Raw genomic sequence first — 24,155 nt, 5'->3', positions numbered from 1 at the left:
GCCCATCCTCGACGGTGGTTGCGGACCAGAACTTCACCGTGCGACATCACGGGGGCCCACATCTTCCGCACCGTGGTGCTCAGTACCTGGACATGCAGTCGCGCAGCAGGTCAGGTGAGAGTTCGGCGATTGTGCAGGTGATTCTGCGCCAGCCAGGCCCGCCTCCGAACTTGTCCTGAGACGAGTCGACCAGCACCTCGACGTCATTCGTGCCGGGCGCGGTACGCAGGTAGTACACGATGGGGTCGCCCTCGGTCGTATACGAAGTGAGCGCGAACTCGCCGCCACTGCGTTCTCTGCCTCCCGACAGGCAATCGATCACCGCCGGGGTGAATGGCTCCTGCGACTCGGTCCCCGGGCGCGGCGCCGCGGCGCCGCAACCCGGCAGTGCGGAGCGCCAGATGATTTCGGCCGGCGTCGGCGTGGACGGACGCTCTTGGCTGAAGTAGACAAGCGCGGCGACGGTGGCGAGAAGAATGGCGAAGGGGACACACCGCATCGCTACCTGCGTCTTCCCCGCCCTCATGACGACAGATTAGATGCAGCATCGACGCCTAGGCGCTCGGCGCCCGCCACTTGCGTCTGAAGAATCACCGCCATCTATCCCTGAAGGTCACACTCCATTCCGCAGCTCTCGAACAAGTGTCCCGTTCGTCGATCGTCAAACAGGACACTTCTCACTGGGAGGTGCGCCGGCATGAGTAGGTTTGTGCCGTGGACAAACCAGCGGCAACACCGTCGATCATGGCGCTGGCTGATCTGGCCACACCCATGGCGATCCGAGTAGCGGCGACCCTGAGCCTGGTCGAACACGCAGGCACCGAGGGGTCAACGGCAGAGCAACTCGCCACTGCAACCGGAACGGAGACACAGGCACTGCGACGCCTGCTCGACCACCTGGTCACGATCGGCGTCTTCGGTCTCGATGCCGAGCCCGCCCGTTACCGGCCCACGCGCCTCGGTGCCCAGATGAGCGAGGACGCCCCGGAAGGGGTCAAACCCCTGCTCGACATCACCTGCGCAGGCGGTCGCGCCGAACTCGCCTTCGTCGATCTTCTCGAAACGGTCACCACAGGCGCACCCTCCTATCCGCACCGGTACGGCCACGACTTCTGGGCGGATCTCGACGCCGAGCCGAGACTGCGGCGCACCTTCGACGCCCAGATGAACTGGCGGTTCCGCGAACAGGCGCCGGAGATCGCGAAGAGCTTGAACTGGAGCCGCTTTCCCGACATCGTCGACGTCGGCGGCGGAGACGGGCAGCTGCTCAGCGAAATTCTGCACGCCCATCCCGGCGTCAAGGGCCGGGTCCTGGACCTGGCGCCCACGGCGACCGCGGCCGCCGAACGGTTCGCTGCCGGCGGACTCGGGGATCGGGCGAGCGCCATTTCCGGCAGCTTCTTCGACCCGTTACCCGCGGGAGCGGGCGCCTACCTGCTCTCCGACATCCTCCACGACTGGGACGACGAGCACGCCCGGAAGATCCTGACCGAGTGCAGGCGGGCGGCAACCCCGAGCGGCTCAGTGGTGGTTGTCGAGCCGGTACGAGGGCACGGCGTCGGCACAGGCATGGACCTGTTCATGCTGATGTGTTTCGGAGGCAAGGAGAGGACGGTCGACGAGCTGATCGAGCTTGCCGCCCACTGTGGACTCGAGTTCCACACCTCGGTCCCAGTGGCGGACGGACGTATCGCGGTGGAGTTCAGCGTCGCGCCGCAAACCGACGGATGAACCGCTGTGGGTTCGCTGGATCTGCGACTTTCAGCGTTAGATGGCGCGGTTCTGATGGTTGACGGTGGCATGGAGATCGGGGATCCGGTGCGGCGTCTGAATCCGAAGCGAGTACGCGTGAAGGTGCCGGCGCGCCAGGATCAACCGGTCGTGGTGGGGACATCGAGGCGGTGCTCGATGCGGCTGACGACAGGCAGGCGGGCGATAGCGTAGCGGCCATCGACCTTGTCCGCTCCGGAACGGTCGACTGGAATCGACGGGCGGATGGCTCGACCATCTCGGTCGACCAGCCACAGCAGCGCGCATGTCGTGCCGGGGGTGCAACGGTAGTCGGTGGGTCCTCGGCCCGGTTTGCCACCCCACCACGCCTCGATCCCCCACGCCTGCGGATCTGAGCGTGCGGCCATTGCACCGAGCAGCTCGCCGAGGTCGCCCTCGCGCCGTACTTCGTTCACGACCAATGCCTCCCCGGCGGGATTCTGTCCGTCTGCGCCGAAGTAGGTTCGGCCCGAGGCGAAGTCGCACGTCACGACGGCCACCGGATGGAAACCGTCGGGGACCGTGCCTGATCGAGGCGGTGTGAAGCTCTGCGGCAAGGGGGGTGGGAAGTGCCCGGGGAACATGCCGGGGTCCAGGCAAGTCACCTCCCCGACCACCTGCGCCGCGGCGGGTCGGTCCGGCGGCCGTTCGTGCAGGTAGACCAACCCGGCGGTCGTGAGGCTAGCTGCCAGAACGACGATGCCGACGTCCCTCATCTTCATCGTGTCGACGATATCGACGAGGAGGGGGCCGTGTGAGGGTACGGCAGCACTGACAGTTGCCCGGCTGTGGCGCCTTGTCGCGCCGTCAGTGTCCCACTCAGGATAGGTCGATGAGTCCCTGAAGGATTGATCTCCAGGCACCGTTGACGACGTCATGAGGAAATCCGAGCAACTCTCCGATTCCGTGGAATGCCAGGTCGAAGGGGGCCAATGCGACCACCGCGCTGGCAGTGACGAGGAGGTCGTTCACGGCGACGCCGTCGAAGATCATACCGAGAGAACCCATCGAATCTCCGTCCCTTCTATTCGAATTCGCGGACACCGAGTGGGTGTCGCACTGTCTATCGGGTGTGCGTTACGACATTGTTTCAGCGTTGGCGGACACCGTGGTCGGCAGCGATGTGCCTCCCGGCAGAGTATGCCTTCGCGGCGCACGATCCCGTGGTAGTTGGAGTGCGATGACAGCCGCGCCGGCCAGAATTGCTGCGTAGGCCAGGACGTAGAGGTTCACGAGCACACTCCACGGAATCCATGTGGACGGAAACAGGTACAGGCCGACGACGACCCTGTCGTCAGGGAACCAGTACGACCACGACCCAGCCATCCCGAACAGCGCGAGCACTCCGAGCCACCACCACGCGTTCGTCAGCGTCCGATGCGCGAGGTAAACGAGCAGCGGCACGAACCACACCCAGTGGTGGCTCCACGAGAACGGCGACACCACAGCGGCTGTGAGGCCGGTGACGGTGACCGCGAGCAGGGGTTCGCCGCCGCGGTGAAGTCGGATCACCACCCACATGCTCACGGCGATGACGAGTGCTGCGAGCAGCAGCCACAGCCAAGTGGGTGCGGGCTCGCCGATGATCCGGACGAGCGCCCCGCGCAGCGACTGGTTCGCCGCGTGCCCCTCGTCCGCGATGCGGGTGGAATCGAAGAAGGTCTCCGTCCAGTACTGCCACGAATCTCTCGGCAGCACAGCCCAGCTGACCCCTATCGTCACGGCGATGGTGACGGTTGCGACTGTGGCAGCGCGCCATTGACGAAGCGCCAGGTAGTAGAGCACGAAGTACGCCGGCGTCAGCTTGATTCCCGCCGCGATGCCCACGCCAACGCCCTTGAGCCTGCTCTGCTCGCCGCGGGAGGTGTCCCAGAGCACCAGCGCCATCAACACCAGATTGATCTGCCCGAAGTAAAACGTCGTTCGCACCGGTTCGAAGAACACGCACGCGACCGCGAGCAATGCTGAGACCGCGACCAAGTGAGAGTTGATGCGGTAGCCGAGGATCCGCCAACAAAGCGCGACGATGAGGGCCAACAGGAAGGCGTTGAGACCCATCCAGATGTACTTGTCGACGTCGTCCGGCAGCAGTTCGAACGGAGTAAATATCAGCGCCGAGAACGGCGTGTAGGTGTAGAGCAGGCCGTGAATGACCGGTTCGGTGTAAAGCGGCAGACCGGCCATGACATGGCGGGCACCATCGCGGTACACGTCCAGGTCAATGCCACCCATGAACAGTCCCGTGTACGGCATCCACGGGTTGACCGTGGTGAACAGCAGCACTGTCGTCGTGGTCGTGATCAGTGCGATGACCCCGAGTGTCGGCCATCCTGCGGGGAATCGTCGATCGCTTTGTGTCTCGGTGACATCGGAATCCGATGCCAGTCGATCTCTGGTGTCGCCATGCATGATGAACAGTCCCTCCCCGGACTCCGCCTCAGCCCTTCTGCGAAGACGACGCCAAACCAAAGTAACCTTCCGGGCGGTATGAAAGGTGGACCGGGTCCAGCGCTGGGCCGATGCGGTTAAGGCTTTGTGCGGTACCGTCACAGCAGTTTGAATGGTCGTCGGCCATGGGGGATGAAGTGCCTTTGAGTAGGAAGATTGCTGGTGGGGTGGCCGCGGGTGTCGTGATCGCGGTAGGGGTGCCGGCGTCGGCCGAAGCTATCTCCGAACCTGTATCCGCGGACACAAGTTGCGGTTCGATGCCGGGGTCGCGATCTACGGCGTGAGCTCGGTCGAGAGCTTCCGTGGCGGCACGCAGCCCTCCGCAGTGGTTGCGTTCCAGAGCTTCCAGGCGCTTGCGGGCATAGCGGTCGACGGTGGCAACGTCCATGTCACCGACCACCAGAACAAGCATGCCCTCGCGCTTCCCATCGAGACGCCCACGCCCGGCCCCAGCACAGGACGTATCGACATCCCGTTCGGCAGCTGATCCAGTCCGAGCGCGAGGCCCCAGAGCAGCGCCTGACCGCGGGCCATCGTTGGCCGACATCCGATCCCCCATGTTGGCAGGGTGTTCCACGGGCGCTGGTTCTTCACTCGTCGTACGACTACCGCGAAAGGTGCCCTCCCGATGCAATTCTCGGAACGAATTGTCGGCCACATCCCGGATCGTTGGCTCGCTCGGCTGCTCGAGCGCGCCGAGATGATCAAATTCCTCGTCGTCGGCGCCATCACGTTCGTGACGACAGTGGTGTTGTTCTTCGGCCTGAAGTGGACGGTGCTCACCGACAAGCCCGTCACCGCCAACGTGCTCGCGGTCCTCGTCGCCACGATCCTGTCGTACGTCCTGAACCGAGAATGGTCCTTCGCCGAGCGCGGACGCCGCCCGCGACATCACGAGGCCGCCCTGTACTTCACCGTGGCCGGCATCGGCGTCGCAATCAACCAGATCCCGCTCGGGATTGCGAGATACGTCTTCGACCTGAGAGTGCCTCACGTGTCGCTCGTCGTCGATAACATCTCCGACTTCGTCAGCGGCTCCATCATCGGAACACTCATGGCGACAGCCTTCCGGTGGTGGGCAATGCGCCGCTTCGTCTTTCCCCACCAGAGCCCCACCGAACAAGCACCGGGAGACGAAATCGCACAACCAGTGGAACGCATCGGCGGGGCCGGCGAAACGGAATGACAGTGGGCTGGCCACGGTGTTCAGCGGTCAACCACAGCCGCTGAGCCCGCCCCGACCGGTCAAGGGTCGGTAACAATCGACGACCGCACAACGACATTGGCGGTGTATGACTCGCTCATGCGGTTAGCGTCACGCACACCAGGGGTGGTCCACTTGACCGAGGGGGAAGCATGGCTGTTGTGAAGAAGTGTGCCGTCGGCGTCGCAGCCGCGGTGGTCATCGCGGGGATCGGATCAGCGGGGGCGACGGCAGCGGCGGATCCACTCGCCGATGCCGGCGTGGCCGTTCAGTCCTTCCTCCTCGACATCGGGGTACCGGTACCGGGGCAGACGGCATTCGCGTTTCCGACGGCCAACTACCTCGTCGGTGTCGCCGCCGAGAACGGTGCCGTCTACGTGGCGAACAACAGTGACACCGCCAAGGAAGTTCTCGTTCTTCCCGCCGGTGCCTCCACACCATCCGTTCTGCCGCTCGGCGAGCTCACCGACGTTCGGGCCGTCGCAGTCGAGAACGGGAACGTGTACGTCCTCGACCAGGGCCGGGTCCTCCTCCTTGCCGCCGGACAGTCGACGCCGACGGTTCTACCGTTCGCCGGGTTGCACCAGCCGCTGGGCATCGCGGTCGAGGACGGCAACGTCTACGTCGCAGACACGTTCAACCAGCGAGTCCTCGAACTGCCCGCGGGGGCGTCGACCCCGACCGAGCTACCGTTTCGCGGCCTCGACGGCGGGCCGGTCCAGATCGCGGTCGATGGCGGCGACGTCTACGCCAGCGACATGTACTCGAAGAGACTGTTCACGCTTCCGGCCGGAGCCCTGGAATCGACCGTCCTCCCGTACGGCGCTGAGAGCACGTTCACCGGTCTGACCGTCCGCGACGGTGACGTGTACTACGTCGACGAGTCGAATACGTACGAAGGCGGTTTCGGCTCTCTCGGCAAGCCCGGACCGGGCGGAACGGTCCGCAAAGTTCCCGCTGGCACCTCGACCCCAGTAACCCTGCCGTTCAGCGGCTTCCGTGGACTGAGCGGCATCGACCTCGACGGCGACCGCGTCTACATCGCCGACTCGGGACACAGGCAGATTCTGTCCCTGCCCGTGAACGCCACCGCGCCCCAGCCCGGGACCGGCAGCATCACCCTCCCGTTCGGAAGCTGACAACGGGGGACCTTCCTCGTCCAGGCCGTGAAGAGGGTCTTTTGTCGTGTACGCCAGTCGTCAACAGGACTCATCCGCAGAATCCGGTACGGCCCTCCTTCGGTAGAGGGTCAGTAATGAAGTCAGGCGACGTGACGAGACATCAGAGGGAGGAGCGGGGAGGGGCGCTAGCGTCTCCCGCGGCCACTCAACGCCACAACACATGGGGGGAGATCATCATGAAGGCACGTGGATTGAGGCAGTTGCTCGCCGCGGCAGCCATTTCCGCAGCGGCGGTCGTGGGTGGGGCCGTGCCTGCAGCAGCCACACCGAACGCAGATCTGCTGGCGCCGATCACCTCTGCAGCAGCCAGCCTCGCCTCCGGCGACAGCGCCGCCCCACAAGGAATGACCACTCAGACACTGGTCGCTGCCCGCAACGCGGGATTCCCGATCTACGAGGCCATTCAAGAGGTGGCCGTCTACGCATCGAAGATGGGCACGACATACGCGACCGAGTACCGGCGCGTCTATGAAATCGACGCTCTGAACTCGCCGACAACGAAGTTCGTCGGGGTCGGCGCCACAGCGCCAGACCGCTTCGCCGTCGTCCACCAGGATGCGGAACCAATCGTGGTCAACGTGCGCCCACCTGCAACCCCACAGCCCTACCAAAGACTCACCTACGACGCGACGCCGCAAACGTGGTGGAACAGCCCGCTCGTCCGGCTTGCGAACGGCGGCCCCAGCGTCGGCATCGCACTCGTCCGCTAGCGGCCCTCCGTGCTGAACCACCCCGGTCGAGCCCATCGACCGGGGCGCTCTGGTGCTGGTCAGCTGAGGACTGACCTGTGATGTCGCACGGCCGGTGCGGAGTGTTCGTGTTTGCGCGAGGTGACGATGTGGATGGCGGAGTTGAGCGCGTCGGTTCGAGCGCGCGCCGCCACGCCATAGCCGGAAGCCGATGTTTGCGCCGATCGCAGGGCTGCCGGAGACCCGGAGGGGTGGCAGGAACCGGCACCGAGTGCCTGTGGCGGCCGCGATGGTGGTTTCTTGGGATTGCGGAAGGGTGACGGTGGAGACCGGGAGTATGTGTGGCCGCGATGATCTGGCATCGACTCGGACCAGGGCTGTGGGAAAGGACATTCTTGCGCGGAATTTCGTGGATAAGTGTCGTGGAAGATCTTGGAAATCCCAGGTGGCTCGGACAAGTAGATCCGGAACCTACACTGCCGCAGACACCGAATCTTGAGACAGAACTCGGACATGTTGAGATGTTGAGACAAGAACCTGGGGTTTTGTGATCCGATGAGACGGACGCATCCCGAATGACCAGCAGGTGAGGTTGTCTCCGGTCCAGTTGCGTTGGCTCGCTGATACCGGTTACGGCTGGCCGGGTGCGATCCCGAATGCCGCCCGGAGCTGGCCATGCAGTTCGCGTGCATCTTCCTGGTATGTAACCGAGGCGCCGTAGAGCGCCTCGAACGCGGCCTGCCTCGGGTCCGGCTTTGCGGCCGCGAAGATCGTGGGGAGCGCAAACGCGGGACGGCTGATCGGACCCATGTCGAACGGGTCGAACTCCCCGATGGAGTAGATCACGCCCTGTCTGTTACTGACACGGTCCGGCGCTTCTCGTCGGCACTCGACGTCGAAGTGTGCGGATGCTGTGGCCGGGTCGTCGAACGGCGATGGCAGTGGGTCACCGGCGTGCAGCGTCGCCAACGCGGGTGCGATCCAGGGTCGGTCGGCGAGGCCGGCGAACTTGTACGCCTTGGTGACGCACCATCGCGCGACCTCGCGTAGCCGGGTGTCGTCCATGTCGATGAGTGCGAGCACGAGGGCGCGGTCGTACTTGGCGAGGTGCTGTCCGCCGTCGTACTCAAGCAGTTCGGGGATTGGGTCACCGCCGCCCCATGCCCGACGTTCCCTCTCGGCGGACTCGGCTCAAAGTTCGGACGGTTTGACCGTGCGGCTGACGCTTCCTGGCCCGGACACCGTGATCCACTTCGGCTCATCCGATTCCACCGACTCCACTGTGGGCTCGGGAGCGGGCTGTCCTCGGGGATCCCGTATCCGGGCATGTCCCACATCTGAGCCGGCTGCGGTGCGGTTCCATCGTTGGGCCGCAGCCGGATCCGCCACACATCGCCTGGATTAGTGGTTCGGGCCAGCCGTAGTTGACGAACCCACGGCCATTGACCTCTATCAGATAGCCACCTTCGGGGACCTCGCAGAAGACCTCGCCCGTGGTGGGGAGGCGATCAACTGTCGCGCCGTCGGGGAGGGCTCCGTCAGATTCAGTCATGTCGCCATCGGCATCGGTCCGCGTATCTCTGGTGCTACCTCAGACCCGCACTGCACCAGGTCCAGTCGTCCCCGATGGCGATGCCGACCGGTCTACGACGATCCCGACGGTCATAGCGAAGATGACGAGGACCAGGCCGACAAGGGTCGGTCTGGGAGTCCTGCTGGTCTTCGGTCGTGCTGCGGTCTGGCCCATACTGCTCGATCAAGACAATGCGCTGTTGCCAGCCCGAAGGCGATTTTTGATACGCCGGCGATATACGCGGCCGCCTAACATGGCGAGCATGCGTGTGTTGGTCGTCGAGGACGAGCGGTTCATGGCGGAAGCCATCCGCGATGGGCTGCGCCTGGAAGCGATCGCGGCCGACATCGCCGGTGATGGGGACACTGCCCTGGATCTGTTGGGCGTCAACGCCTACGACATCGCCGTCCTCGACCGTGATATCCCCGGCCCCTCCGGTGACGAGATCGCCCAGCGCATCGTCGCTTCCGGTGGCGGCATACCAATCCTGATGCTCACTGCCGCGGACCGGATGGACGACAAGGCCTCCGGGTTCGAGCTCGGTGCCGACGACTACCTCACCAAGCCGTTCGAGCTGCAGGAGCTCGTGCTCCGTCTCCGGGCCCTCGACCGCAGGCGCGCGCACAGCAGGCCGCCCGTGCGGGAGATCGCTGGTCTTCAGCTGGACCCGTTCCGTCGCGAGGTCTACCGGGACGGCCGGTACGTCGCGCTGACCCGGAAGCAGTTCGCGGTGCTCGAAGTTCTCGTCGCTGCCGAGGGCGGTGTGATCAGCGCCGAGGAGTTGCTGGAGCGGGCGTGGGACGAGAACGCCGATCCGTTCACGAATGCCGTGCGCATCACGGTCTCGACGTTGCGCAAGCGGCTCGGCGAACCGTGGCTGATCGCCACGGTGCCGGGGGTCGGGTACCGCATCGATACCGAACCGGACGCCAGAGGCGGGGGCGACGGTGGATAGAGCGCCTGGGTTGGGCGTTCGCCTCAAACTCACTCTCAGTTATGCCGGGTTCCTCATGCTCGCTGGTGTCTTGCTCCTTGCGGCGGTTTGGGTCTTCCTGCTGAGAGGGCGGTCCACGAATTTCCAATTCCCTGATCGGGCCGACTTTGCCCGGGTCTTCGACCCGAGCAACTTCGGTCCCGTGGTGTTTGTCCCAGCAGCGATCTTGGCGCTCGGGTTCTTGCTGGTGTTCGGCCTTGTGGGTGGTTGGATTCTCGCGGGCCGAATGCTTGCCCCGTTGGCGCGCATTACGCGCGCCGCGCGGGAGGCGGGGAGTGGCTCGCTGTCGTACCGGATCGAACTGGAGGGACGCAACGACGAGTTCCGTGAACTTGCCGATGCCTTCGACGCCATGCTCGCACGGCTCGAAGCAAGAGACGCCGCGCAGCAGCGATTCGCCGCCAACGCCTCCCACGAGCTGCGCACCCCGCTGGCGATCACACAAACCCTTCTCGATGTCGCCCGCAACGATCCGAACCGCGACGGCGGCGAGCTCGACGAACGCCTCCGCGCTGTCAACGCACGGGCGATCGAGCTCACCGAGGCATTGCTCCTGCTCAGCCGTACCGACCAACGGTCCTTCAGCCGAGAAGACGTCGATCTGTCGCTCATCGTGGAAGAAGCCGCCGAGACACTCCTCCCGTTCGCGGAGAAGCACGGCGTCAGCATCGAGACCTCCGGGGACATCGCGCCGGTCATCGGCTCACACGCACTCTTGCTGCAGTTGACTACGAACCTTCTGCACAATGCGATCGTCCACAATGTCCCCGAGCACGGCAGCGTGCAGATCAGCACCGCCATCGGCTCCGAGTCCGTCATGCTCACGGTCGAGAACACCGGCGACAAGCTCAGTCCACAGCTGGTCTCGACACTCACCGAGCCGTTTCAGCGCGGCACTGCTCGCACCCGCGGGGACGATGCGAGGGTGGGCCTTGGCCTGGCGATCGTCAAGAGCATCACTCAGGCACACGACGGATCCCTCACGCTCAGCCCCCGAGCTGCCGGCGGGCTCTCCGTCGCAGTGCGACTGCCCGCCGCTCAGCGACGACCGTAAGCACGTGCCGGGCCAGCAGCGAACCCACGTCGGGTGCGCCGGCTGCCAACGCATGAGCCGACATCACCGCTCTCCGCTCGGTATCGGCGAGCAGCGGGATCAGAGTGGTCTCGATCCATCCTGCGTTGAGATCGGCATCGTCGACGATCACTGCCCCGCCGGCAGCAACGACCGCCTCGGCGTTCAAGCGCTGCTCACCGCCGCGCAGCGGCAGCGGCACATAGGCGGCCGGTAAGCCGACAGCGGCGAGTTCGGCGCACGTCATCGCCCCCGAGCGGCAGATCGCGAAGTCGGCTGCGGCGTAGGCGTACTGCATCTCATCGACGTACGGGACGACGACGTAGGGCGGGTCGCCGGGGTCGCCGTCGGGCGGCTCGACCATGCGCTGTGGCCCGGTGATGTGCAGCACCTGCACGCCGGCCGCCCGCAACGCTGTTACAGCGCCGGCCACGGCGGCGTTGATCGCTTGAGCTCCCTGCGAACCGCCAGTGACCATCAGTACCGGCTCGTCCAGGCGCAGGCCGAACCGTTGCCGAGCCGCCTCGCGCAGCGCGGCCCGGTCGAGCCTGGTGATCGCCGGCCGCAGCGGGATGCCGATCGCGCTGGCGTGAGCCAGGTGGACACGGGGCGCGGCGGTAAATACGTGGGTCGTCATCCGGGCCGCCAGTCGGTTCGCCACTCCAGGCCGGGCATTCGCCTCATGGACGACGATCGGCATTCCCCGCTGGCGTGCGGCAAGATAAGCGGGCATGGCCACGTAGCCCCCGAAGCCCACCACGACCTCGGCCCGCACGCGGTCGAGTACGGCTCCGGTCGCCCGGACGGAGTCGCGCAGTCTGCCCGGCGTGTGCAGCAGGTCGCGGCTCAGCTTGCGCGGCAGTGGCACGGGCGGGATAAGTTCGAGCGAATAGCCGCGGGCAGGGATGAGCGTGGTGTCCAGGCCACGGACAGTGCCGAGCGCGGTGATCTCGGCCGTGGGCTCCAGCAGGCTCAGCGCGTCGGCGAAGTTCATTGCGGGCTCTATGTGCCCGGCCGAATGGCCGCCCGCGACAACGACGCGCGGTGCGGGTTCGCCAGCCAGCATCACGATGCCCCTCTGACCAAGATTCCTCGGTTGGCATGAAACCGCTCGAACACATGCATGGGCAGCGATGCAGAGTCTGAATTGTGGGAGTAGCCCGACGGGTTATGAAACCGCACCACTCCATCATCGACTGCATAGATCAGCACAAGATGGCCTCCTCGTCGCGGCTCGTAGGTGTTGGGATCGCGAATCTCGGGTGATACCGAAGCGATCATGACCTGCCCGGGCCGCAGCTCTCGGGCCGATACCTGAATCGGGGTGTGCTCGACCAGTTGGCAGTCGAATCCGAATTGTGTGCTGACCCACGCCATGAATGGCCTGTAGAGCAGGCCGTGGACCTTGCCCGAAGGCTCCACCACATAGCAACCCCACTCGACGGCCAGCGCAAGGAGTTCGCCCATCGACAGTCGGACGTCAGTCCAGCCGTGGAGCAGCGACTGGAGACACGCCAAGCCGCAGACCTTGCGGGACCAGAACAGGTACTCCTCGCTCGAGGGGTATCCGTCGGAGGCCCAGTCGTACAGTTTCGATGGATCGGTGTGTCGCAAGAAGACCTCCAGCCCCGATGGGCCGGTGCGCCGCATCACGACCTCGTCGTTGTTCGCCAAACGCCCCCACTGCGAGACACAATGGAGACCCATCACGTGATCGGAAAGTCGAAGTAGACATCTGGATATGGTTCGCGTTTCAGCGTGTAGTGCCACCACTCGCAGTCGTACCGATCAAATCCGCAGTCCTCCATGATGGAACGAAGAAGCTCACGATTCTTGGACTCGATTGGCTTGATTCCTCGTGCTCGATGATGTGAGATCGGGTCCATGAGGTCGTGGTCGCCACCCATAGGAGCAAGTTCACCGGTCGCAAGGTGATAGAGCGTCAGGTCAACGGCGCCGCCCCTACTGTGGCCCGACTGGGTTGCCACGTATCCTTTTTCGAGCATCTCGGGTCTGTCGATATTGGGATAGTGCCGCTGCTTCGTCTGGCCATCCTCCGGCTGTTCTGACCAGCGTAGGAAGCTGTCGACGGCGCGTCGAGGACGGTAGCCGTCCCAGAGAAGCAATCCGAAGCCGAGGGAAGCTGCCTTCTCGCGTGCTTGCTCGAGGGCCGCGCACAAAGCCCGGGTGCCGACGATTCGATTCGCGAGGTAGCCGTCTACCGGTTTGCCGGTGAAGTTGTCCCACGTGGCGTACTTGGCATCCCAGCGGACTCCGGGCACCCAGTCGTCGACGTAGACGAAGTCGTCGTTCATCGCTTCTTCCCGTGCATTGTCATCGAGATGAGCCGGTCGATCATGTCGGAGATCGGCAGTCCCGCGGCGGCCATCATCCGCGGGTACCGGCTGTACGACGTCATGCCGGGCATGGTGTTGACCTCGTTGAGGACCACCCGTCCGTCGTCGGTGAGGAACATGTCAACGCGGGCAAGTCCCTTGCAGCCCAGGGTGCGGTAGATGGCCTTGGCGGTCTCTTGGACGAGCCGGCGCGATTCGTCGGAGATGTCGGCGGGAACGATGAACGTCGAGTTCTCCGATCCGGTTTCGGGTGAGTCCTCCTGGTGGATCCTGAAGAATCCGTGCGAGAGGTCGACGCGGTCCACCTCCCCAGTGATCAGGCCGAATAGTTCACCCATGACCGCGCAGCCGATCTCGCTGCCGGCCACGGCTTCTTCGATCAGGACCTTCGAGTCGTACTGTCGCGCCGCGCTCAGCGCGTTCGGCAGCTCGTCTTCTCGGGTGACCTTGCTGACGCCGAAAGATGAACCCGAACGGGCCGGCTTCACGAAGACCGGATAGCGAAGGTGATCGGCGTCGACCTTCTCGTTCTCCGCGACAACCCAAAAGCTCGGCGTGGCGATTCCCGCGCTCTTGGCCACGATGTAGGCCAGGGCCTTGTCCATGCACACAGCCGAGCCCTGGATGTCGCAGCCGACGTAGGGGATGCCGGCGAGCTCCAACAGACCTTGGATCGCGCCGTCTTCGCCGAGCTTGCCGTGAAGTACGGGGAAGACGAGGTCGAGGCGCACGGTTTCGTAGCCCCCCTGCTCCATGACCAGCAGGCCGTGCACACTTCGATCGGGTGACAGCACGGCGGGACGGGCGCTGCGATTCTCCCAATCCGCGTCGGGGCCGTCACAGAGCTTCCACTCGCCGCCGGTCGTGATGCCGATCCAGAACGGTTCGTACTTCTCCGTGTCGAGATTTCTTGCCACCTCTCGCGCCGACTTGATGGAGACGGGATGTTCTTCGGAAGCCCCTCCGAAGATGACCCCGACCTTCAATCTGCTCATGCTGTTCTCCCACTTTCAAAGTTGAGGCAGTTGACGAGGCTGTTTTCGACGGTGTCGTTCAGGGCGTGGTCTGTGTAGTAGGCGGAGTGCGGACTGATCAGCACATTCGGCAGGCGCTGTAGCCGCACCAGGGCCTTGTTCTCGATGAGCTTTTTCCTGCAGTCGGCGTAGAAGATCCCTTCCTCTCCTTCGACGACATCGAGCGCCGCGCCGCCCAACCGGCCGCTCTCCAATGCGGAGAGGAGGGCCTCGGTATCGAGCAGCGGTCCGCGACCCGTGTTGATGATGTACGCGCCGTGCTTCATCTGGTCGATGCGTTGGCGATCGAGGAGATGGTGTGTGTCCGCGGTGAGTGGAGTGTGGAGCGTGACAATGTCGCTCTGCCGCAACAGTTCATCGAGCGGAACGTAGTCGGCGGAGGCGTGAGGCCCGCTGTCATGTGCCAGCACTTGGCAGCCAAATCCCTGCAGCCGGTCGATGACTGCTGTGCCGATGCGCCCTGTTCCGACCACCCCGACGGTCAAGTCGCGCAGCTCCCTGCCGCGCGTGTCATTCAGCCGGTAATCATGCGTATCAGCACGGCGGACAATTGATTTCGCGTGGCGTACGGTCATCAGCATCAACATCAGTGTGTAGTCGCCCACGCTGTCGGGCGAGTAGTCGACGTTGCCGACCGAGATGCCGATGCTCGCCGCGAATTCCACGTCGATGTGGTTGTACCCGACGCTTCTGGTGGAGATGTACTCCACTCCGACTCGGCTCAGCGCCAGCAGCGTGGAATTGTCGATCTGCGTCTTGTGGCTCACGCTGATGCATCGGTTGCCACGCGCCAGTTCAGCGTTGGTTTCACTGACCGCTTCCTCGGTGATGCTTGGCGTTATCCCGAGGCGGGGTCCCATCTCGCGGAACAAAACGGCTTCGTCGTGACCGCATCCGAAAACTCTGACCCCAGTGGTCGGGACGGCCGAGGGTGACGAATCGTCGAGCGCTCGGACGCGTCGCTCCGCGATCACTTCGCTGTCGATCAAACCCAGGTCTCTGTAGGACATGCCGAAAGTCAAGACAACGCGGTGTTGCCAGCGCGTATGCAATTTTCGATATGCGGACGATATGCCGCCCGTGGGGTTGCGTTCGGAAGCGGCATGCGCGGAACGAAACAGCGGCAAGATGTCCGCGCCGGCGCCGTAGCCTGAAGAAGCTCGCGCTCACGAGTTATGTGAGCGCGGCGGCGACCTCGTCAAGGCGGGCCCCGCGGGAGGCCTTGACGAGCACTACGTCTGCGCGGGCTGCGGCGTACTCCCCGACGGAGCCTCTTCTGTCTGTTGTCGACCTGCAGCGAAGATTAGCGAAACGCGACGCTACTTTAGCGAGCCGATCTACCGAATCGCTGCCGTCGACCGCTTTCTCGACCACCACGGGTGGGCACCTCGCGCTCGAGTCCGGGCTTGAGCACGATTTGCTGCGCAGACTCGATCGGCTGTCTTCGATCACCTGGCTGGTTGCGCAACCGGTTGAGCTGCGCTGGACGGAGCCGCGCAAGTTCCGTCACGTGCCGGACCTGTTGTCTACCGATGCTGATGGCGCCGTAACCCTGTGGGATGTGCGGAATCCGCGGCGGCTGGATGAAAAGTTCACCTTGCAGGCGGACAAAACCCGCTCGGCGTGTGCGGCTGTCGGATGGCGATACGAGATCTTCACGGGTCTTGGGGAGGTCGAACGACTCAATCTGTTGTGGCTGCACGGATATCGAAGAAGGCCGAAGTGGCAGGGCCTCGTTGAGGTGCCCGAACCGGCGAGACCCATCCAGGCTCGCCCGGCTCGACGACGACCGCGAACATCACAGTCGTCAGCTCGCCGCCGCTACAGCGACGAGCCCCGCAGGCCCGGACGCGGTCCTGCGGGGCTCATGGCGACACTAGATGTCAGTTGTTGGTGATGACGAAGCCGCTGCCGACGTCGTTGCGCGAGTTCAGGTTGTCGAGGATGTTCTTGGCGGACGTGGAGCTGTACGGCGACACAAGTCCGGGAACCGCACTGAATGTGATTCCGACCCACTTGCCGGTGCCGTTCATAACAACAGGCCCGCCGGAATCGCCGTTCTTATTGGCGGCGTAGGAACGGATGATGCCGTTGTTGACCGCGCCTACCGCCCCTCGATTAACCCCGACCGAGAAGATGTCGGGGGTGCGGTCAGAGCGTGCGCCGTAGTTTTCGATCCAGGTGGAAGTATTGAGCCCGATGGCAATCGGAGGCAGGGCAGGAGCCCCGCCGGCACCGCTGTAGATCGAATTGACCTTGAAGAGACCCCCGCCTGACTGGCGAGCGGCATTGCCGTCCTTGTCCCTCACCTGACTCGACAGCTGGACCTCGGGGGCGAACTCGATGACCATGTAGTCGGTGGTTGTCTCCAGGTTCTGCTCGCCGTTCTTCAGGAGGCCATTCGCATCTACCCAACGGACCCATCCGATGGGGTTCACCTGTGGCTTATTGTTCTTCTGCGCATACTTGACGGCATTGAAGTCGTAGACGGGGTGATCGTTGTTCGTAACGGATGTGCCGGGTTTGACACCGGGGTATTTGGGGTAGTCCGGATTGACGCAGGCCGCCTGGCTGGTGCACGGTTCCAGGTTCGCGTCTTGTCCGGGCTTTTTGAGCTGTCCAGGATTCGCGGGGTCCGGTACCAGTTGCGCTTCGTTGCAGTGACCTGCGGTGATTCCGATCTTTCGGCCTGCCGAATCGGTTCCGACGACGCCGAGCGTGCAGTACTTACCGTAGTATTTCAACGCGGTATCTGTGGGAGATCTGGGACTCATGTCGCCGGTGAAATCGATGAACATGCCGGGATACGCGATGGGGACCGAGCTGACTGTGGCCGGATCGTACGGCTGGTAATCCCGTGGACTTGCGTCTGTGCCGACCGCCGCGGCGGTGTTGGTCGTCGTGGCGGTGAGCCCCACGGTCATGGCCAGGGCGGCGAACGCTCCCGCGAGTAGTCGGGTGGTGCGCTTCATACGAAGATGTCCTGTCTGTGGAGGAGCAATGCCGCATGACCGTACCGGCCGGTCCGCTTTGTGGCGGCCGATTTGAGAAACCGCTCGCCCACCGCTCTCGCTGCGGCGCCGGTCCGGTGCACGGCGGCGCGTAGGTGACGGCGCCCGCTTCCCACCCGACGAGGCAGTGGCCCGGGCTGAGCGGATGCCCGTTCGGGCAGCGATCCGGCGAGCGATGTTGCTGACCGGCGTTCGCAACGGCCGTTCGCTCCTGGCCCGAGCCGTCTCACCACCTGCTGTCGGTGGGAAGCGGGAGCCGCTCGTTCTGCCTCCCCCGGATTCGACGGCGTCGGCCGCGATCGCGGCGGTGCTTCGCGCAGGGCAGGTGCCACTCGTCCTGTCGTTGAGCAGAAGATCCAGGGCCTCGACCAGGCTGGCGCCCAAGCAGAGTCGGCCAGGTTCTGCGGAACCGGGTGCACGGTCTCGCCCCCCTCGAGGGCGATGCGCACGACTACCTCCGGGAGTCCCAGCGAGCGGATGCGGGCAGCGTGCTCCTCGGACCGAAGGTGCGGCAGATCATCGCTCCTGTAGCTCGAAGGTCGCCCTGTAGCGTGCAGTACGGACGCCAATAAACGACGAAGAATACCGTCGGGTACGTTCCGATCATGACGGCGACGTGGGAACGGGTCCGAGGCTCGAACTACGGCACGATGGGACGGACCGCTCGCGGAACGGTCCACCGGCCAGACGGATCTCGGGAACGCGTGTGGCACGCGCCTGAGGAAGCTTGGCGCTACGAGAATGATTCCGGTGAGCCCACTTTCATCGAGAACACCACCGACAGATGGTCGCGCGATGAGGACGGCACGATGGTCCACGCCGTCAAGTCCCCCGACACCATGTACGCAACCATGGGGACTGGCTCGCCGTCCCTTCTTCTACGCGCCTACGACGTGTTTCCTGCCAAGACAACTCGCGGGTTCGACGACCAACGATTCGTCGGACCGAGTGCACCCAGAGCAGTCCGCGTTCGTGGCCGCGACGGCTGGGAGGTGAGCGCCCTAGACCAGCATGCGAATGAAACGGTCACCTATGTGTTCGACGCGGAACTCGGTATCGCTGTGCGGTGGCAGCGAGGCGAGGACTGGATGGAGCTCGAAAACCCGAGTCTGGACGACGCATTCGAGCCTACGTTGTTCACATGGACAGGCCCGTCACGCCCGGCCGAGGATGACATCGCGAGATTCCATCGCGAGCACGAGGAACGTCAGCGCGTCCTGGCCGGGATTCCTCAGGCGCTTCCGACGTGGCTGCCGATGACGACAAACGTGCAGCCTCAATCCGGCATTGCCCGCACCGGCGAACTGAGTCTGTCGATCAGCGGGTATACGCCACAGTTCACACTGCGTCGCTGGGTGACAGCGATCGGCGAGCCGAAGGCCGAGTGGCCGAACGATTCAACACCGGAACGCTACCGCCGGTCCGTCGGTGACTGGACCTACGAAATCCGCAGCCACCAGGAGATCAACCGGGACGACTGTGCTCGGATCGTGGACTCGATCGTTCCAGTCGACCCACCTGATCGCGATCCCGCTGATATCACGGCCGAACTAGCCATCGAGGAGCACGATCGCCGCGAAGCGGAGGTGCTCGCCACTTTCGGAACGGGACGAGTCCTTACCGACCATCTCGAGGACGAGTCACTGCTCATCCGTACAGATTTCAGCGACGACGCCGCTTGGCGGGACATTGCCGTCGCAGCCATGGCTCCGGTACCGCAGGGAGGCGACACCGAATTCGCCGCATACCTCACCTGCATCGACAACCCGGAGTACGACGGGTTGACCGTCGACGGACTTCTCGAGGCAATCGGCGAACCGCCGCCCTACTACGTGTTTCTCGTCGACGCCGAGACGGTGAAGAACCCCGAGATGCCCATCGTCACCGTCTACACCGGGCCCGACGAACCGGAACGGCCTCGCGGAAGAACCTTCCGCGTCATTCCCTCGGAGATGTGTGGCGTGGAGAACAACCTGTCGATCGCGAACATGGACTTCGAATCCTTCGCGGACAGCGCCGACGAGGACGGGGTGTTTCGTGGTTTCCCGGAACCCGCCCATCCCATCGAGGAGGTGACCACACGCGAGATCGCGCACTGGATCGCAGACGATCTGGATACCGACGCCCTCAGGGAGTTCCACGCCCAGATCGCCGGGCGGAAGTATCGCTATCCGGTGTCACTGTTCGAGGTCGAACTGGCCGAGGTTCATGCTCACACCCGCGACACCGAACATGGAACGCACGCTGAACTTCTCGGCTACGACGAGTTCCTGGGCGCGACCTCGAACGGGGGACCAGCGCTGCGCGGTACCGTGCCGACACACAACGGCTACTGGACGTTCGTCATCGACCGTGGCTCCCATCGACCGATCGCGGCATACCGCATCACGTTCGCACCCTACGTCCCTCCCGCACCACAGGACGGAGTGCCGCAACCGATGAAGCTCGAGGTGCCGTTCGTATGCACTGAACCGATATCGTTCTCGATGCTGACCGATGACGACGACCTGATCGACCGAGACGTCGTGCAGCGAGCCATTCTGGCCGAAGCTGCACGGCTGCACCCCGACGGCGACATCGTGGGCGGCGAACCAGTCCTCCAGCGGATCCCCCGACTCCTGGGCTTCAACATCGGATGCCACGTTCAAATCGACGGCCGGCCAGTGTTCTATGTGGCCATCGTGACCGACGTCGACGACAAGTTCCTCGTCCGGGAGGTGCCACCCGAGGGGCTGCGGGTAGTCGGCCCAGGCGAGGACTGAACGATGACCACGGCCCAGGCACCAGCCGATGCGCCTCGCGCTTTGCGGCCCGGGCCGCAGCCGGTCCTGAACCGTCGCACACCGTCCTGACAGACCATCGTCAAACAGGACAGCGCCCGGTGGCAGGTAAATCGGGTTCGAGGATTCGGGTGAACCAGTTTCGGCCAGGAGTTTCAGGCCGGTTCCGGCAGATCGGTTCGGGCCAGCCGGCCTCCGGCGGCCGGAATCGATAGCTTCGGGCTTCCTCTGGTCAGCGAGGGACTGTTCCGCGGTCGAGAGGACGTGAGGAGTATGAGGCGGGTTCCTGAGACACATCGCGAAAGCCGTTACGAAGTCAGTCGGTTCGGGCGTCTCCGAACCTGGTGAGTGGAGACCAGCGCGTCCTCCCGGGCCCGCGGGGCAGTCGTCTACGGAACGTAGACGGCTGCGACGCCCGGTGTGATGATCGTGCTGCCATCGATTACCACGGCGACGACAACCTGCCCGGTCCCGGTCGGCAGGACCGCTGCCGGGCGTCCGTCCAAGCCGCCCGACATCTGGGCGGAGCCGGAGGCTCCGCTAGACAGGTTCAGCCAGTGCACGTTTGACGGAAGTAGACATCCCCACCGGCCCCCCTTCGGGCCGGTGATCGTCACCGTCCCGGGCTGTTCGCCGACCACGGCCACGCAGCGAAACGCGGGTACGTCGAAGCTGCCGTTCGGGTTTCCGAACGGCGCCGGGTCGATCTGGAACGGAACGGTGGCCGCGGCGGAGGCGACGGCCGCCGGCGCCAGAACCGAACCGGCCACGATGGCCGCGCAGGCGACCGATCGGCGCAGGAAATCGATTACGGCGACCTCCAAGAACAGTCGGGGCCAGGTCTCGTCACTCTATTACTCGCTGCCGTGTTGCACCGTTCGAGCAGATGGAACGCACCTACACCCGGCAGCGCAACCCCAGGCGGCCCAAGAATCTAGCTGAAATTACGACCCAGACCAAGCATGAGAACCAGGCCGTCACCCCGCGAAGCCAGCGAGCCGACTCCGGATTCTTGAATCGAGTGCACTCTCAATGGATTTGAAGTTTCGTCGTCACCAACAACTGAGCGCATGACAGCGGGCCAGCAATCGAATCATGCTGGCCCGCTGTCGTTGTTCCAGGCGTTCAGCCGGGCAGGTGCCCGTAGGTCAGCCAGTAGTTCACGATGTCCAACAGGTTGCCGATGGGGCCGAACCAAATCCCGTATGGGTCCATCCGAGTTCACTTCCAATCAGGTGCAGTGTCCGCCGAGGTCACATGGGATCACGGCCCAGATCGTGCGACGCCACTCCCGCTGCAAGGGGAGTCCCCACTTCCAGCCATTAGGGATCATGTGCAAACCCCCGGGGGTGCCTGACCGTCCCGACCCTGTCAGGTCAGGCTAGACCTCGGAGGTGGTCGAACAGAAGATTTGGATGGACATCCACTCCACCTACCAGTGGAAATAGCTGTCTACGCGGCTCCGGCTCGAGCTTCCGACAGCGAATACTGTCTCGCCATCACCGTCACCCCGACGTCCACCGCAGCCGACGCCGTGCCGTGCGTCGACCCGGCGGTTTCCGAAGCCGAGCGGATTCTCGGGCTGCTCGCAGAATGCGACCCGGATCTGATCGTGTGGTTCGTCCAACGGTGGTGACTCGGGCGGTCCTGCTTACATGTACGGCACCACGAAGATCGTCGGCATGGTGAATGGCGTCGATACAAACGGATTCCGCTACGTCAAGTTCGCGCCGGTCCTCGCCAGCATCCTTTCCAACCCGAGCCAGGTCGGCGACAACATCGTCGTCACCAACAACTGAGAGCATGACAGCGGGCCAGCAATCCAAACCTCGCTGGCCCGCCTGTGCGTTACCCAGGGAAGCAACTGCGCTGGAAGTCGACCAGGCACGGATAGGTCGCGGCCGGCCATCGCAGGGTCTCATACGGTAACGGGAGGAACCAGAAGGTGTCACCCATCGTCAGTCACCTCCTTTTCTAGGGGCAGTGTCCCCCGAATTACGCGCTACTTGGGCTGCGAAAAGGTGACGGTGGAGACCAAGAGTCAGCCTGGCCGCGATGACCTGGCTTCGACTCGGACCAGGGCTGTGGAAAGGGACATCTTCGCACGGAATTTCGTGGACAAGTGTCGCGGAAGATCTCGGAAATCCCAGGTGGCGCGGACAAGTAGATCCGGAACCTACACTCCTGTCGACTTGCAGCGAAGATTAGCGAAACGCGACGCTGGTTTAACTAGCGCGGTTCGACGCGATCCTGGGCTCTACCTGCGATGTCTACTGTCAACTGGCGTCCGATGTCGGGCGAGGAGTGCTGCCGGATCTCTGCAGTGTCCGGACACGAACGCGTCGTGTTCGTGGTGTGGGACTGACGGTCGCCGCCTTCACTCCATCTGGCTCCAGGGGCGTGGCTTCAGCAATCCGACCATAATCGAGTCATGAGTGTCCCCGCGCCTGAATCCCCCTCGTTCGAGCATGTCGACTTCGAGGCACTCGATTCGTTCCGTTTCCCGGACGGCGGCGGGTACCCCCAGAGCTACCGCGAGTTTGTTCGCTCCTGCGGCTGGGCCCGCACGTTCGGCCTGTGGCTCATTTACCCGCCCGTGCAACCCGGTTTCGCAGACGGGCGGGCCCGTGCAGCGAACCTCACCGAGCACTTCCACGCGGTCTTCCGCGACGGCGAAGAGGAGGAATTCGGCTGGATGATCGAGCCCGACGGTAGCTGGGACCTCGCCGAACGACTCGAGGTCTTCGGCTGGAGCGAGAACGGCGACCTTCTCCTCTGGGACGTCGCAAGCCGCAATGCCGACGAGGAGTTTCCGGTGTGGGAATCGCGCGGCATGAACACCCTCCACCTGCTCGGCTCGAGCCTTGACGAGGCGCTTCTCAAGCTGCGCGAGCGCTCCGAGGCCCAGGTCATTGAGCCGCTGAGACCTGCCCGTCTCTGACCCACAGCTCATCCGGATCCGCTCGAGGCTGAGATCCGCCGGGACGCCACCGCGACCCGAGGCGCTCCGGCGTCAAGCATCAGCGCCTGCAAGCCACGGACACGTTCACGTCGCGCTACACGCCGATCGCTCGCTCACTCCGCGTTGACGTAGACCTGAGCCACAGAGCCAGAAGCGACTGCGCTCACGCGCCAAGTCTCGACATCCTTCCCGGCATCGAACACGAGCGTCAGCGCCGTCGCTGGCACCTCGGGCAGAAGTGCGAACCGCGGTTCATGAAGGTCTCCCGCACCATCGGCGGGCCGCAACGCGGGCACGGCTTGCCGGCGCGCCCGTAGGCGTTCAGGGAGTGCTCGAGTACCCGGATGCCCCGTTGACGTATGACCGCAGCCTTCTCAGCGGTGGTCACACATGGCGAAGATCGATGTCCGAAAGCGACTTGGGCACGTACGGGATTGGACGAGATGCACTTTCTACGTTCTGTTCGCCATCGTCCGCGAGTGCATTGAGGTCGGTAGCCTTCTTGTCGGAGATACTCACGGGCGCATCGTCTCTCGCCGTGTCGACGCGATGCAATCGGCCAGGAGTGGGATCCGTTGCTGTGCGGTCCGTGAACGAGCCGGTTGTGGGGTCATGGCGTAGCAGACCACCTTTCGATCCGGCGGTACACCTATATCGACGGGCTTCGCCGACTCTCCCGAGATCCGTCAAAGTAGCCTGTGCACTTTGACCGTGGTCGGACGCGCCTGTCAATGTAGGTGTGTCACCGAACTCAGAGGCAAGTCGTCGCATCCGTCAGGATGTGAGCATGAAACACGCGCAAACGCACCCGGACCGGATCGCCGAGATCCTGACCGGCCTCGACCGACTACGAGCAGCCGATCTGAAGACCACTGTCGTCCCGCTCGGCGACCGGGAGGTCATCGGCTACAGCTGCCACATCCACGGGGCAGCCGTGCATCGCTACGAGCACGCCGCTCCCGCGGACCCGGACGTGCTCGCGGCATTCGAGAACCGGCTCGGCGTCGGCCTTCCGGCCGACTACCGCGAGTGGATCACCCGGGTGGGCGACGGCGGAGCCGGACCGATGCTCGGACTGCT

Annotated in this window: 25 protein-coding genes and 1 pseudogene; 12 read left to right on the top strand and 14 right to left on the bottom strand. The window is 64.2% G+C overall.

Going from position 1 to position 24,155, the window contains the following annotated elements:
* Positions 1-79: 79 nt before the first annotated feature.
* On the bottom strand, positions 80-526 hold the full coding sequence (locus tag DEU38_RS08630) for a DUF4362 domain-containing protein (protein ID WP_114720075.1): 447 nt from the start codon (positions 524-526) through the stop codon (positions 80-82).
* Between the two features lie 188 nt (positions 527-714).
* Here DEU38_RS08630 and DEU38_RS08625 point away from each other — a divergent pair, with 188 nt between their 5' ends.
* Entirely contained in the window at positions 715-1,731 is a 1,017-nt protein-coding gene (locus DEU38_RS08625; RefSeq protein WP_220181891.1) for a methyltransferase, read from the top strand.
* 140 nt (positions 1,732-1,871) lie between these two features.
* Here the strand turns inward: DEU38_RS08625 and DEU38_RS08620 are convergent, their stop codons facing one another.
* From DEU38_RS08620 to DEU38_RS08615, 3 genes are all read right to left on the bottom strand, one after another.
* Complete coding sequence (locus tag DEU38_RS08620) at positions 1,872-2,492, bottom strand: hypothetical protein (RefSeq protein ID WP_114720071.1); 621 nt, start codon at positions 2,490-2,492, stop codon at positions 1,872-1,874.
* A 97-nt stretch (positions 2,493-2,589) separates the two neighbouring features.
* On the bottom strand, positions 2,590-2,778 hold the full coding sequence (locus DEU38_RS28035; RefSeq protein WP_147283485.1) for a hypothetical protein: 189 nt from the start codon (positions 2,776-2,778) through the stop codon (positions 2,590-2,592).
* Between the two features lie 69 nt (positions 2,779-2,847).
* A complete protein-coding gene (locus tag DEU38_RS08615) occupies positions 2,848-4,179 on the bottom strand; it encodes a glycosyltransferase 87 family protein (RefSeq protein ID WP_114720069.1) in 1,332 nt (443 codons plus the stop codon).
* A 286-nt stretch (positions 4,180-4,465) separates the two neighbouring features.
* Here DEU38_RS08615 and DEU38_RS08610 point away from each other — a divergent pair, with 286 nt between their 5' ends.
* The 4 genes from DEU38_RS08610 to DEU38_RS08595 all read left to right on the top strand — a co-directional run bounded on the left by DEU38_RS08610 (position 4,466) and on the right by DEU38_RS08595 (position 7,313).
* Complete coding sequence (locus tag DEU38_RS08610) at positions 4,466-4,705, top strand: hypothetical protein (protein ID WP_114720067.1); 240 nt, start codon at positions 4,466-4,468, stop codon at positions 4,703-4,705.
* 141 nt (positions 4,706-4,846) lie between these two features.
* Positions 4,847-5,404, top strand: coding sequence for a GtrA family protein (locus tag DEU38_RS08605; RefSeq protein WP_114720065.1), 558 nt, complete (start codon positions 4,847-4,849; stop codon positions 5,402-5,404).
* Between the two features lie 170 nt (positions 5,405-5,574).
* Entirely contained in the window at positions 5,575-6,561 is a 987-nt protein-coding gene (locus DEU38_RS08600) for a hypothetical protein (protein WP_114720063.1), read from the top strand.
* Positions 6,562-6,779: 218 nt separating this feature from the next.
* Positions 6,780-7,313: a hypothetical protein gene (locus DEU38_RS08595; protein ID WP_147283484.1), complete on the top strand. Its 534-nt coding sequence runs from the start codon at positions 6,780-6,782 to the stop codon at positions 7,311-7,313.
* A 609-nt stretch (positions 7,314-7,922) separates the two neighbouring features.
* Here the strand turns inward: DEU38_RS08595 and DEU38_RS28335 are convergent.
* Positions 7,923-8,375, bottom strand: coding sequence for a hypothetical protein (locus DEU38_RS28335; RefSeq protein WP_181818710.1), 453 nt, complete (start codon positions 8,373-8,375; stop codon positions 7,923-7,925).
* A gap of 752 nt (positions 8,376-9,127) precedes the next feature.
* Here DEU38_RS28335 and vanR-O point away from each other — a divergent pair.
* Positions 9,128-9,820 carry a vancomycin resistance response regulator transcription factor VanR-O gene (vanR-O, locus tag DEU38_RS08580; protein ID WP_077043363.1) on the top strand — a complete coding sequence of 231 codons (693 nt, stop codon included), beginning with the start codon at positions 9,128-9,130 and terminating at the stop codon, positions 9,818-9,820.
* A gap of 10 nt (positions 9,821-9,830) precedes the next feature.
* Positions 9,831-10,913 (top strand): vancomycin resistance histidine kinase VanS-O, encoded by a 1,083-nt coding sequence (gene vanS-O, locus DEU38_RS08575; protein WP_309473092.1) that lies wholly within the window; start codon positions 9,831-9,833, stop codon positions 10,911-10,913.
* On the opposite strand, the gene DEU38_RS08570 is transcribed toward vanS-O, so the two are convergent.
* From DEU38_RS08570 to vanH, 5 genes are read right to left on the bottom strand one after another with little or no spacing between them, the layout of a single operon-like run.
* Complete coding sequence (locus DEU38_RS08570) at positions 10,846-11,997, bottom strand: glycosyltransferase (protein WP_114720055.1); 1,152 nt, start codon at positions 11,995-11,997, stop codon at positions 10,846-10,848. The two genes, vanS-O and DEU38_RS08570, sit on opposite strands and share 68 nt — an antisense overlap.
* Positions 11,997-12,605, bottom strand: coding sequence for a hypothetical protein (locus DEU38_RS08565; RefSeq protein ID WP_147283483.1), 609 nt, complete (start codon positions 12,603-12,605; stop codon positions 11,997-11,999). The genes DEU38_RS08570 and DEU38_RS08565 overlap by 1 nt, the downstream gene beginning before the upstream one ends.
* A gap of 32 nt (positions 12,606-12,637) precedes the next feature.
* Complete coding sequence (locus DEU38_RS08560; RefSeq protein WP_063856778.1) at positions 12,638-13,246, bottom strand: D-Ala-D-Ala dipeptidase VanX-O; 609 nt, start codon at positions 13,244-13,246, stop codon at positions 12,638-12,640.
* A complete protein-coding gene (vanO, locus tag DEU38_RS08555) occupies positions 13,243-14,283 on the bottom strand; it encodes a D-alanine--(R)-lactate ligase VanO (RefSeq protein WP_114720051.1) in 1,041 nt (346 codons plus the stop codon). Before vanO ends, DEU38_RS08560 begins: the two co-directional genes overlap by 4 nt.
* Positions 14,280-15,332 carry a D-lactate dehydrogenase VanH gene (vanH, locus tag DEU38_RS08550; RefSeq protein ID WP_114720434.1) on the bottom strand — a complete coding sequence of 351 codons (1,053 nt, stop codon included), beginning with the start codon at positions 15,330-15,332 and terminating at the stop codon, positions 14,280-14,282. Before vanH ends, vanO begins: the two co-directional genes overlap by 4 nt.
* 50 nt (positions 15,333-15,382) lie before the next feature.
* Between vanH and DEU38_RS08545 the strand changes: the two genes are divergently transcribed.
* Complete coding sequence (locus DEU38_RS08545) at positions 15,383-16,219, top strand: TnsA-like heteromeric transposase endonuclease subunit (protein WP_220181890.1); 837 nt, start codon at positions 15,383-15,385, stop codon at positions 16,217-16,219.
* Here DEU38_RS08545 and DEU38_RS08540 read toward each other — a convergent pair.
* On the bottom strand, positions 16,206-17,294 hold the full coding sequence (locus tag DEU38_RS08540) for a hypothetical protein (protein ID WP_114720049.1): 1,089 nt from the start codon (positions 17,292-17,294) through the stop codon (positions 16,206-16,208). The two genes, DEU38_RS08545 and DEU38_RS08540, sit on opposite strands and share 14 nt — an antisense overlap.
* Before the next feature lie 848 nt (positions 17,295-18,142).
* On the opposite strand from DEU38_RS08540, the gene DEU38_RS08535 reads away from it, so the two are divergent.
* Positions 18,143-20,095: a DUF6924 domain-containing protein gene (locus tag DEU38_RS08535; RefSeq protein WP_181818709.1), complete on the top strand. Its 1,953-nt coding sequence runs from the start codon at positions 18,143-18,145 to the stop codon at positions 20,093-20,095.
* A gap of 407 nt (positions 20,096-20,502) precedes the next feature.
* Here the strand turns inward: DEU38_RS08535 and DEU38_RS08530 are convergent, their stop codons facing one another.
* A complete protein-coding gene (locus DEU38_RS08530; protein ID WP_258557763.1) occupies positions 20,503-20,883 on the bottom strand; it encodes a hypothetical protein in 381 nt (126 codons plus the stop codon).
* A gap of 885 nt (positions 20,884-21,768) precedes the next feature.
* On the opposite strand from DEU38_RS08530, the gene DEU38_RS28330 reads away from it, so the two are divergent.
* Positions 21,769-21,912, top strand: coding sequence for a hypothetical protein (locus tag DEU38_RS28330; protein WP_181818708.1), 144 nt, complete (start codon positions 21,769-21,771; stop codon positions 21,910-21,912).
* A gap of 632 nt (positions 21,913-22,544) precedes the next feature.
* Entirely contained in the window at positions 22,545-23,054 is a 510-nt protein-coding gene (locus tag DEU38_RS08520) for a hypothetical protein (RefSeq protein WP_114720042.1), read from the top strand.
* 229 nt (positions 23,055-23,283) lie between these two features.
* Here the strand turns inward: DEU38_RS08520 and DEU38_RS08515 are convergent.
* Positions 23,284-23,432, bottom strand: a pseudogene (locus tag DEU38_RS08515) (zinc finger domain-containing protein); the annotation flags it as partial.
* 27 nt (positions 23,433-23,459) lie between these two features.
* A complete protein-coding gene (locus DEU38_RS29060; protein WP_258557743.1) occupies positions 23,460-23,594 on the bottom strand; it encodes a hypothetical protein in 135 nt (44 codons plus the stop codon).
* Positions 23,595-23,862: 268 nt separating this feature from the next.
* Here DEU38_RS29060 and DEU38_RS08510 point away from each other — a divergent pair.
* Positions 23,863-24,155 (top strand): SMI1/KNR4 family protein (locus DEU38_RS08510; protein WP_147283481.1); only part of this gene is annotated, 293 nt, incomplete at its 3' end.

This window comes from Rhodococcus sp. AG1013 (genome assembly GCF_003350365.1).
GTDB lineage: Bacteria > Actinomycetota > Actinomycetes > Mycobacteriales > Mycobacteriaceae > Prescottella.
This window is presented reverse-complemented; position numbering and strand designations above follow the sequence as displayed.